The organism is Shewanella sp. CG12_big_fil_rev_8_21_14_0_65_47_15, assembly GCF_002783505.1.
Classification (GTDB): Bacteria; Pseudomonadota; Gammaproteobacteria; order Enterobacterales; family Shewanellaceae; genus Shewanella.
The window spans coordinates 76,229-87,917 of sequence record NZ_PFGL01000044.1; the positions used below are offsets into that span (position 1 = coordinate 76,229).

The following is an 11,689-nucleotide window of genomic DNA, read 5'->3' on the forward strand; positions in this document are numbered from 1 at the left end:
ACAGTGTAACCTAGGGTTTGCTGGCTGCACAGCTAAGTTTATGTATTATCAATATAAATTTGTTGGTAACATCATCATTAAGCACACAAAATAGAAAAAAAGTTACTGAATATTTACTCAACTACATTATTGAGGCGGTTTTATTATTGATTTGAGTCTTGCGAATGTGTGCATTTCTTCACTGGCAACTATAGCGGCATAATCTGGATTATTTGCAATTAATAGATAGCTACCATCTATTTGCTTACTTACTTTTCGTAATAAATATTGGTTATCACCACTGTCATCTTGGATTTCTATTGCTAATGTAAGTCCATTAATAGAGCCTGCATTGGTAGGAGATATTTTCTCCAATAATAAAAGGTCGCCATTGCAAACGGCTTGTTTCCCCCCATTCATTGAGTTACCGCTAGCTGGCGCGATAAAATGAATTTCTGGGTTGAGTTTCCCATAAATGTTGGCAATTTTTTTGGTAAGTGATTCATCACAATACCCAGATTTAAAATGACCACAGGCAATTTTTAAATTGGGATAATAGGTAAGCTCAATTTGAGATGGATGATCTTGTTTTTCAAAAATATTAATCACATTTTTCTTATCAAGTGTCGTCTTATGGTCTAATATTTTAGGTAATGATATGGTTGTTGTTTGACGTCTATGACTGTAACGAGCAAGTAACAAATCAGTGATTTCCATTACGAGTTCAGTCAATAAATCTCTATGTTCAGGCATAATTGCAATGTTGGCGATTAATTTGTTTTGCTCAATTTTGAACCAAGCCTGATAATCATTTGTGTCTTTTTTGCACAAAAAATTAATAGGATTTTTTTTCCAATACTGATGCCATCTAGGATCAGATGAACTTGTATCTAATAATTCAGGCAAAACATCTTGCTGCCAAAGCACTGGATAGCGTTTAAATATATGCCAACTTTGTTCGCAAATACTATCAAGTGTTGGTGGATAATTAAATCCATCGAGTGAAACAAATGTCTCTAATAAGATTGCTTTAAAACTTTTTGTCATTCTAGTACTTGAAATTCCCTTATTAAGGAAATCTAAATAAGGCGTTACAGTTAGCTTTAGATCCGGGTCTGTCTCCTCGGAAAGCACCAAATTAAACCAACCACCATATTGTCTGTTTAGCTTAGCTAGATCGTACTTTGAGTAAAAAAACTCGGTTGCTGTTGGTCTTCGACCTATTTGGTTTTTCAATTCATGATAAACATCGGCAGCTGTTTGATAACTCAGGCTTAGTTTGAGCCAAAAATCAATCAATTCAGGCGCAATATTAATAAAACAATTTTCATTTATTAATGGTTTAGCGATATTTTTTAATGCTTCTTTGGGGTTGTCCAATCCTTGTAATGCCATAGGTCGATTTAAGAAGCTAATGTGATTACCAATAAAATCAATAACAGTTAAATAGGATTTTCCCGTTGTTGTGGATTGTCTCAGTCCACGTCCTAATTGCTGAAGAAAGAGAATTTTTGATTCAGTGGGTCGGATGATTAATATTGTATCTATGGCAGGGAGATCTGTTCCTTCATTAAATAGATCTACTGAAAAAATAATATCTATTTCACCTGTTGATAATAATTCTAGTGCTTCTGAACGGCGAGTTTCAGAATGGCTATGTATTGCAACAGCTTTCATGCCATGCCGAATAAAATATTTTGCCATATATTCAGCATGTTTTTGTGAAGAACAAAATGCTAAGGTCCTTGTTTGCTTATGATGACGCCAGTATTTTAATATATGCTTTGCGCGGTTCTCTGTGGCAAATACATTATCTAATGCCGTCGGATCAAATTTCCCATTTCGCCAAGGTAAATCTTGATAATTAATGGTTTCATCATTGATGCCGTAATATTTGAAAGGAACTAAAATACCGCTTTCTATGCCATCGGTAATACGTTTTTCATAGATTAAATTGTTATCGCAAAGTGATAAAATATCAGCTTGATCTGTTCGTTCTGGTGTCGCGGTTAGGCCAAGTAGAAAATTTGGGGTGAAATAGTTGAGTAATTTTTTATAACTGATTGCACCTGCATGATGAAATTCATCAACAATAATATAATCAAAATAGTTAGGCGGAAAATTGTTCAGATGACTAGTTTTACCAATAGTTTGAATCGATGCAAAAACCATATTGGCATCTAGGTGTTTGTTTTGACCATTATAATGGCCTGTTGATGCATTAGGGATCAGGGTTAAGAAAGTTCTTTCTGCTTGTAATAATATTTCTTCTCTATGGGCGACAAATAATATTTTTTCTGATTGTGTCTGTAAAACATCGAAGGCTGCTAGCCAAGTTTTACCCATACCGGTTGCAAGCACAACTAATGCACGTTTCATTTTTAAATGGCGTGCATTATTGAGGGCATCTAGGGCTTCTAATTGCGCAGAGTTGGGGATCGGTTGCACTGGATTTTCGGTATCCGACCCCATATCTAATAGTTTTAAAGCATGTCTCACTGGTTTACGTCTTTCAATATATTCATCAATCCATTCTATCGTGAGTGCTTGTACTTGTGGATGTCTGAATATTTTACTGAACTCAGATTGTATATGTTCAAAATCACTATTATCCCCAATATGGCTATAGTCATGCCTTAAACACCATTCAACTGCATCTGTGAGTGCCGCTCTGCTAATATTATTAGAACCGACAAAAGCACAACCTTGGGAAATAGTTTCATTCTTTTGATGAACAAAGATATAAGTTTTCATATGAAAACTTTGTCCCTGCTTACAAACATAGACTCTAGTATCAGCACCTCTATTCTGTAATGCAGATAACTCGCGTAAAGCGATAGGATCCGTGATACCGAGATAATCAGAGGTTAAGATAGATACACTCGCATTTCTATTTAATGCATCGATTAATGCATCAAATATGAGCTTTAAGCCTGATTGTTGAATAAAAGAAACCGAAATTTGTATAGAAGTTGCGCGATTAATTGCATTGACTAGTTTGGGTAAGAATGGATCAGAACTGCCACCACTGGTTAATTTTTTTCCGTTCGAAAGTGAATGTAATAACGTCATATTAAGCAACTTTTACCAAGATAGCATTTAACCATTTTTCAGTTTCACGGCCTGGACGAACATCACTAGTTATCCAAGTATCATCAATTATCAATGGAGTGTTTTTCAACCATTCCTTTAAATACGCTTCATTGGCATCTGTAAAATAACGGCCATTTCTCATACCACTCGATGTACCATATTTAAAAGAGCAATAAAAAATACCATTGTTAACTAATTGTGCCGCTAAAACCTGAAAGGTTGATGGTAAGTCGATTGCGGCGACATGCAGTAATGAAGCACAAGCCCATATTGCATCAAATGATATTGACGTTTGAATATGATGGAAATCGCAAACTTGGATCTCAAGACCAGTATATTGATTTGCTGAGTAAGCTAATTTAGGACTTGCATCGTTTGCAATAACTCTAAAACCTTTGTCTAAGAATACTTTGCTATCGCGCCCAGAACCACAACCAGTGTCAAGGATCAGTGCGTTGGCTTTGAGTCTAGGGAGAAAATGGGCATAGAGTTCAGATAAATCCGCATTTATCGTTGATAGAAAAAAATCTTGAGCATTTTCATCATAATATTGCAGTGTGGACATTTCTGATCCTTAATATAATTTCAGAATAGTCTATCTAGATTAGTAGGCCTAGACAAGTTGATGGTTTGATTATTTAGGTAGAACAGCTACTTAGCCTCTTATTTTTACCATCCTAATCTAGGGTAAATTTTTTAAACAAGGAGATGGTGTTATGTCTGATAAAACAGGGACGGTTCGACTACATCGCGTGCTGCGTGCGCCTGTCGCTCGAGTGTATAACGCTTTTACGGATAAGCAGGCGCTTGAGCGCTGGTTGCCGCCCTATGGCTTTGTGGGGACGATTCACGAGTTCGATATCAAGGTTGGCGGTGGTTATCGAATGTCATTTACAAACTTTAGTCGTGGGGGCAGTCATTCCTTCAGCGTAATATTTACTGAGCTTATTCCCGGTAAGCGGATCTCCCATACGGATAGATTCGATGATGCCAATCTTCCCGGTGAAATGCAGGTGACGATTGATTTTACGCAGGTGTGTTGTGGTACGAGTCTCAGTATTGTTCAGCAAGGCATCCCCAGTGTGATCCCTGAGGAGATGTGTTACTTAGGTTGGCAGGAGTCACTCGAGCAACTGGCGCGGCTCGTCGAACCGGAGATCCCTAACGGCTAACGCTTAGGATGCCTGTTGTAAATAAATTCAAGCGGAACTGGCTGGGGATTATCAGTATATTGGTCGTTTAGTTGAGGATGTGCTGGTTGAAAAACGGGATAAGAAAGATTGTTAAGCCAACGTCAAATCACTAAAACGGCTTTTACTCACTGTTGCTGTATTCGTTTTGGTTGTCATGGGGACACTTCAAATAAGTGCATGCTTTATAGCTCTAGCCCATGAATAAACAGCAGTAAGCCGATTGAAATATCGGCAAAAACCAACCGCCTCCATCTAAAATTCCGGTCTTAAAAATCCATCATAACTCACAATAAAAAGCCGCCATGGTATTACTCATGGCGGCTCTTATGCTGATGGGATTTTGGACCCAAGACGATGACTGAATAGTGTCGCCTAGGTGTTTAGCCTATCGCTACCTTTTTTTCGCATCGAGCTCGGCCTGCGCTTGGGCTTGGCTTGCAAGGTACTCATCGAAGGTGCCTTGGAAGTTAATCAGCTTTCTCTCTTTAATATCAATAATCCGTGTTGCCAATGATGAAACAAACTCACGGTCGTGGCTGACGAAGATTAAGGTGCCTTCAAAGTCCTTAAGCGCATTGTTTAATGCTTCAATGGCTTCCATATCCATATGGTTGGTGGGTTCGTCCATGATGATGACGTTAATGTCTTGCATCATTAACTTACCGAAAATTAAGCGGTTTTTCTCACCGCCCGAACAGTTGCGGGCTTTTTTGTTGGCGTCATCTTCGGTAAACAGTAGTCGGCCAAGCATGGCGCGGACCATCAGGTCGTTATGCTTGGGTTGGCGCCATTGATCCATCCATTCCATGATGGTGAGATCGTTATCAAAATCTGAGGTGCTGTCCTGTGGGCAATAACCGATAGAGGCATTTTCGGACCACTTAATCACGCCTTGGTTATGGATGAATTCATTCACTAGGCAGCGCAATAGGGTGGTTTTACCTACGCCGTTTTCGCCGATAATCGCCAGTTTGGCGCCCGCTTCGAGGATTAAGTCGCCGCCTTGGAAGAGTAACTCACCGTCAAATCCATGGCCGAGATTTTCAAGAATTAAGGCTTGGCGGTGCATTTTTTTGCCCGCGGCAAAGCGAATGGATGGGGTGATCCGGCTCGATGATTTCACTTCATCTAGCTTAATTTTATCCATGCGTTTGGCCCGTGAACTGGCTTGCTTGGCCTTAGAGGCGTTAGCACCAAAACGGTTAACGAAGTCCTGTAATTCTTCAATCTCGGCGCTCTTTTTGGCGTTGCCCGCCAATAGCTGTTCCCGCAGCAGGGAGGATTGGGCTAAAAAGTACTCGTAGTTGCCGGGGTAAATGCGCAGTTCGCCGTAATCAATATCCGCCATATGGGTGCAGACGGCATTCAAGAAATGCCTATCGTGGGAGATGATGATCATGGTGCATTTGCGCTTATTCAGCTCAGTTTCGAGCCAACTAATGGTATGAATATCCAAGTTGTTGGTCGGTTCGTCGAGCAGCAAAATATCGGGGTTTGCAAACAGCGCTTGGGCTAATAACACCCGCAGTTTCCAGCCCGGTGCCACCTGGGACATAGGGCCATAATGGAAGGATTCTTCGATACCCGCTTCGATCAGGATTTCGCCCGCGCGGCTTTCGGCGCTGTAGCCGTCCATCTCGGCAAATTCACTTTCAAGATCGCCCACCCGCATACCGTCTTCTTCACTCATGTCGGGCTTAGCGTAAATGGCATCACGTTCCTGCTTGACTTTCCATAGCTGAACATCACCCATGATCACCGCATCGATCACTGAGTATTGCTCGAAGGCGAATTGATCTTGGCTTAGGGTGCCGACCTTTAATCCCGGGGTGATGGACACGTTGCCCGAGGTGGGGGCGAGTGTACCGCTTAAGATTTTCATAAAGGTGGATTTGCCGCAGCCGTTAGCGCCAATCAAACCGTAGCGGTTGCCGTTGCCAAATTTTGCCGAGATGTTTTCAAACAAGGGCTCGGGGCCGAATTGCATGGTGATATTTGCGGTAGAGATCAAGGGTATGTCCTAGGAGTAACGTCTTAATAAAAGGCTTAAACCGGCTGCGTTGCTGACAAACGCCGTTGCAACAATGATGGTTATGTCAGCAAAGTCTTGGCCAAGATAATTTGGCCGCGCAGTATAGCGATTTCATGCCCAAGATGCGAGTTACAAACAAAATCCTTAGGGATAAAAAATGAACCGAGCCCTTGGGCTCGGTTATGACCTGCCATAATAGCGGCTTATCGCACGGCTTTATCACCGCTAATGAAGCGAGATTTTTTCGACAATACTGCTCCAAGGTAACCATTTAAAAGATTGGTTATTATCGGGTAAATGGTTGTGCCCATCCTGCACGACTAACATCCCTTGTTGCCAAGCCCCTTTACCAACGGCAAGATGTGTCACCGCCAAACCATCGGTCTCGCTGCTGCCATCGATACTGGTTTCGCGGCCATTTTCAACACCGCTCATGTTCACTCCGATCCGAAAGCGTCCTACTTGGGCATAGGGCGGTTTGGTCTGATACAAGAGATAACTATTATTGCCTTGGCTTGAGACCACCAGCAGATCCTGTTTTTTACCTTGGATCTGAGCGCCTAAGTAGAGTGCAATACCTTCGACATCGGGCACTAAATCTCCTTCGGCTTTGATGATAAGCTCGCCTTGAGTATCGCCATTGGCCTTAGCATTAAAGCGCCAAATGCCTTTATCCTCTTCACCGATAAACAGCGCGTGTTGAGCTTCATCGACCACACAACCTTCGACTTGGCTTGGGGTATGGATATCTCGAAGGAGCTGGATACTCGGGCCATTGGCTTGCCAGTCGACACGGTACTGGGCAATGCGGCCGGATTTTTCATTCGCGAACACATAAAGATTGTCGGCATCTTGATACAAACACATGCCATAAATATCCACCAAGTCGGTGGCTTGATTGGGGTATTCAACAATCTTGCCCTGTGGATTGATTTCATAAAAGGCGAGACTGTCGTTATCCCTTAAGGTCGCGACAGCGATATCGCGCTTTTTACCGCCCAGCATGACCTGTTGACGTAAATCGACATTATTAATCCGCCCCGATGGCAGGGCTTGCATTTGCTCGCCGCGCATATTAAAGCTCAGTAGTCCCCAGCGTTTGTTGGTGCCGAGCACGAGACTTTGTTCAGGCTGTGTGGGATGTACCCAAATCGCGGGATCATCCATGGTATCGCCGGGTCTGTCCGATGGAGCGCTTTCAACCCAAGCAGGGATCTCGACGATCTGATCCTGAGGTTTTGTTTGGCTTGTGTTGGGCGCTGCGGGAAGCCGCATTTTAGTCAATAAATACTGATCGGTTTTATCATCATAGAGGGCAAACTGGATTGTCGTGCTGGTATTATTTTCGCTTAGATAGCCACTGAGTCCTTGTACCTTACCCAAGTCGTAGTTCGCAATCGCCTGTTTATCTAACGTCAGTTCACCTTTTTTATTGCTTAACAGCAACTTGCCATCAATTACCTGCATGCCTGTAATATCATTGTCAAGCGAGGCCAAGATCAACTTGGCACTGTTGTCGGCAAAGGGGCTGGCATCAAATTGCCAAACGCCGGCTTCGGGCTCACTGACTAATAGCGTATCGCCATCAATAGCACAACTGGTGCTGTTAACCGGAATCGCTTGGCTGCGCAGCTTTTGGGGGACAAAGTGGCCCGCATCACCCAAGAGCCACTGCTCGCTATAACCATCTTCACCACCAAACCAAGCGTAGATATTGCCATCCTGCAGCCTTGGCTGAATACAGATCCAATTGATTTCAAACTGGGTCATAGGTAACAGCGGCAACATATTGGTTGCAACTTTGCCTGCTATTTGCTTGAGCATTATCGGCCGGATCCGATCGGCGCGGCGATCGAGTGTTAAGACATAGGGATCGCTAAAGGCTAACAGCTCAAATTCACCTTTGACTAAGGTTGCGGCCGCGGGCAGCGACGTATTTTCCACTGTTGGCATCGTTTGTAGTATCAGCCCTTGTTTTTCACTGACCCAGAGCCAAGCTGGCGCGTTTGGGCTTTGCGGCGTTTTGGGTGTTGAACTCCCATTGGCGGCAAATATTAATGGTTGTGCTTGGCTGCCCTTATGGGCTGCGACCGAATAGGGCGCCTGCGCTAAGGCGCTGGCGTGTATACCCATAACACCGAACAACGCCAAGGTGATTTTTCGACTAATCGAGCCGTAATAAGCACGGAAATAAGTTAAAGATTTAGTCATTGCTTTCTTCTTTTATCAATAGGTTATTAGTAGTTTGTGTACTGCACGCCCAACTGGAAGGTGCGGCCATAGGACTCATATTGGGCGTTATAGGCGCTGTTACCCGTGTAGCTGTAATAGGGCTCGTCAGTCAGATTTACTCCTTTGAAATACAAGGTTAAATTGCTGGTTAGATGGGCTTTAGCGACAAAGTCCCATTGCAGATGATTGTCTTCATAGAGATCATAGCGCTCATCACTTAGCTCAGTGACTTCCTGTAAATATTCGGATTTATAGGCCGCCGATAACCAAACACTGGCGTAGCTATTTTCGTACCCTAACGAGAGGTTCGCGGTCAGATCCGATTGGCTTGGCATCGGGATATCGCGGCTGAGTAATTGGCCATCCTCAATCCAACTGATGCTGGCGCTGGAATCTGTGTAGGTGAGGTTGGAGTTAAGGACTAGCGCATTAAATGGCTCGGGTAAAAAGCTAAATTCCTGCACATAGCTAAGTTCCAGCCCGAAAATGTCGGCGCTGTCACCATTGACAAAAGTCACGGCGCTGTGGGCATCCAGGTAGTCACCACGGCCTGCTAAATCCGCCTGATAAATAAAATTTTCGATATCTTTATAGAAAAGCCCCGCCGAGACTAAGCCGATATTGCCGAAGTAGTGCTCCAGACTGATATCAAGGTTCATTGATTCAAGCGATTTAAGCTCTGGATTACCAAAGGCTAAGTCAATATCGCCATCATCCTCTTCGAGTAAATAACCAGGAGCTAATTGACCAAAGGTTGGGCGCACTAAGGTGTTCGTCCACGCGGCGCGCAGCACGGTATTTTCGGTGTAACGATAGGTGAGGTGCAGCGCCGGCAGCCAATGATCTTCATCGCGGGAATGATTGATATCGATAAATTCGCCTTTGGCGCCATCATAACCTGAGCCTGTAGAATCCCATTGATTTTGCTCGAAACGCAGCCCAGTTAATATTCTCAGCTTACCGATATCCATATGGCCCATCAGGTAGGCAGCATTAATATCTTCACTAATATCAAAATCGTTAATGGTGGACTCGACCTCATCGCGATTGCTGTTTGCATCAAGGCTGTCAATCACCTCCCACAATGGGGCTGAATTAATGCCTGCACCGAAGCGGCCTAAGCTATAGTCGAGTTCATTAGCCGCATAGTGGCTAAGGAACAGGGCATCATCGCTCACACCTTGATCGGCTAAGTCGCTGTAGATCCAAATATCTTCCCGATTACTTTTATCGCGGCGGCTCACTTTCACCCCTGTTTTGACTTCGGCGCTGTAGTTGCCAAGGGTGAGTTGGCGGCTAAGATCGACATTCACCGCATTGATAGTGTCTTCGGCCTTGGAGGCGGCGATTTCAATTTCATCCAGCTCAAAATTTTGGTTTTGGTAGTAGTCTTCGGGGGCGATAATCTGTGGCTGCTGTGTATTACTAAAGCCGATATTATCAATCTTGGCGACAAAGTCGGCGCCGGCAATATCCCGCGTTTTTTCGGCGCTGGCGGTGCTGTGGCTCGCTTGATAATCAAAGGTCCAACGGTCAAAGCGGGTTTGGCCGCCGAGCACAAAGGAGGTGATATTTTGGTTTTCGGTACGCGACTTGAGTGAGCGGGTGGTTTTACCTTGGCTGAGTTCGCCTGCTTGCAGCGGCGATTTCCACTTGGTTTTAGCACTGTTGCGGGTTTCGGTATCATCAAACTCGCTATAAAGTGTGCGCAGATATAAGTCGGTATCATCGCTTGGACGATAATCAAAGTTCACTCCGATACCTAAACGCTCACGATTGATTTCATAATCACGGGAATCAATAGATTCAAGGGCCGCGTCATCAAAGCCAGTATCATCCGCAAACGCCCAATTACCACCCGTTTCGACGTTATCAGAGCCAAAGTCGCGGTTATACCAACTGGTACCGATGGCAATACCAAAATTGTCGGCAATGATATCGCTGTAACTGGCCGCTAATTTAGGGTTGGTATTATCGGTTAAGGTATCTTGGCTCGCTTCGGCGCTAAGGTTGAAGTAAGTATCATCGCGATCGAAGGCGGAAAGACTTTTCACTTCAATCGCACCGCCTAGGGCATCGGCATCCATATCTGGGGTTAAGGTTTTACTCACTTCTACCGATTGCAGCAGATCCGATGGCACCACATCAAGTGCGACAGCGCGTCTATCGCTTTCGGGCGAGGGTAGGCGAGTGCCGTTCATCGAGACTGAGTTATAGTCTGGTGCCATACCGCGTACCCGCACAAAGCGACCTTCGCCCTGATCCCGCTCGATCGATAGCCCAGGCACCCGCTGCAGCGACTCACTGATATTACTGTCGGGGAAATTCCCCAGCACATCGGCGCTCACCACACTCAGCACATTATCGGCGCCGCGCTGGCGGTTCATCGATTTACTGAGGGCGCCTTGTTGCCCAACTACGCGGATATGCTCTACATCTTGACTGCTTAAGCCGATATCTTGCAGTGTGGTTTGTTTGTCACGGATGCTGACTCTATGTTCAGTCGGCATAGCGCCTAGGTAATTGACGACTAAGGTGTAATCACCATCTTGCACTCCCACAAAAAAGAAGCGGCCATCACGGCCAGCCTGCTGGCTCAGATTCAGTTCTTTTAAGGTCACTGTCGCGCCCGCAAGGGGTTGTTGACTGCTGTTATCGCGAATTTGCCCTTCCAGCTTACCCACGGCAAGGGCGTTAGTACTAAAACCCGCGATCATCATCGCTAAGCTTATCGCCGAAAGGCGTGACGAAATGGATTTGGACGCTTTTGGGATTAAGCGCTCTTTGCGTGGCGCAGAAGTCCCAGCTTTTAATGGTAATGTGCCAGATTGCATATAGTGGTTCCTATTGTTTTAAGGCTGATTTTTTAAGACAGAGTTTTAGGGATGTTTTGACTGCGTGCTTGCCATCCGTTAATGGCCGTCAAGTTAGGGGAGCTTAATGTCAGATTTGTGACGGGATTTTGTGGTTGCTGCTTTTGGGGATACTTAGGGCGTCCAAAATGGTGTTTTGATCGTGGCAATGAGCCAAAATGACTTCAAAAAATGGATCCGATAAATCGCCAAGAATGAGCCTTAAGATCTGACGACTTGAGAGTGAATTAGGTGTGATATATGGCTTAAAATACTTTTTTTATAAATGCTTATCGATTTTTAGCCAT

6 protein-coding genes are annotated in these 11,689 nt (G+C 44.3%); 1 reads left to right on the forward strand and 5 read right to left on the reverse strand.

Annotation, left to right across the window (positions count from 1 at the left end; all coding sequences use genetic code 11):
* Window positions 1–126: 126 nt before the first annotated feature.
* The gene (locus COW15_RS11785) at window positions 127–3,051 is read right to left on the reverse strand and encodes a DEAD/DEAH box helicase family protein (RefSeq protein WP_293632753.1); all 2,925 of its coding nucleotides are present in this window, start codon (window positions 3,049–3,051) and stop codon (window positions 127–129) included.
* A 1-nt stretch (window position 3,052) separates the two neighbouring features.
* Window positions 3,053–3,637 (reverse strand): methyltransferase domain-containing protein, encoded by a 585-nt coding sequence (locus COW15_RS11790; RefSeq protein ID WP_293632754.1) that lies wholly within the window; start codon window positions 3,635–3,637, stop codon window positions 3,053–3,055.
* A 151-nt stretch (window positions 3,638–3,788) separates the two neighbouring features.
* Between COW15_RS11790 and COW15_RS11795 the strand changes: the two genes are divergently transcribed.
* A complete protein-coding gene (locus COW15_RS11795; protein ID WP_293632755.1) occupies window positions 3,789–4,244 on the forward strand; it encodes an SRPBCC family protein in 456 nt (151 codons plus the stop codon).
* A gap of 412 nt (window positions 4,245–4,656) precedes the next feature.
* Here COW15_RS11795 and COW15_RS11800 read toward each other — a convergent pair whose 3' ends face one another.
* The 3 genes from COW15_RS11800 to COW15_RS11810 form a co-directional block, all read right to left on the reverse strand.
* On the reverse strand, window positions 4,657–6,276 hold the full coding sequence (locus tag COW15_RS11800; protein ID WP_293632756.1) for an ABC-F family ATPase: 1,620 nt from the start codon (window positions 6,274–6,276) through the stop codon (window positions 4,657–4,659).
* Between the two features lie 246 nt (window positions 6,277–6,522).
* The gene (locus COW15_RS11805; protein ID WP_293632757.1) at window positions 6,523–8,508 is read right to left on the reverse strand and encodes a phytase; all 1,986 of its coding nucleotides are present in this window, start codon (window positions 8,506–8,508) and stop codon (window positions 6,523–6,525) included.
* A gap of 26 nt (window positions 8,509–8,534) precedes the next feature.
* A complete protein-coding gene (locus COW15_RS11810) occupies window positions 8,535–11,363 on the reverse strand; it encodes a TonB-dependent receptor (protein WP_293632758.1) in 2,829 nt (942 codons plus the stop codon).
* Window positions 11,364–11,689: the final 326 nt, after the last annotated feature.

Excerpts from the sequence above, each read along its gene's own strand:
- COW15_RS11785 (WP_293632753.1), bottom strand. The coding sequence starts at position 3,051 with ATGACGTTATTACATTCACTTTCGAACGGAAAAAAATTAACCAGTGGT.
- COW15_RS11790 (WP_293632754.1), bottom strand. The coding sequence starts at position 3,637 with ATGTCCACACTGCAATATTATGATGAAAATGCTCAAGATTTTTTTCTA.
- COW15_RS11795 (WP_293632755.1), top strand. The coding sequence starts at position 3,789 with ATGTCTGATAAAACAGGGACGGTTCGACTACATCGCGTGCTGCGTGCG.
- COW15_RS11805 (WP_293632757.1), bottom strand. The coding sequence starts at position 8,508 with ATGACTAAATCTTTAACTTATTTCCGTGCTTATTACGGCTCGATTAGT.
- COW15_RS11810 (WP_293632758.1), bottom strand. The coding sequence starts at position 11,363 with ATGCAATCTGGCACATTACCATTAAAAGCTGGGACTTCTGCGCCACGC.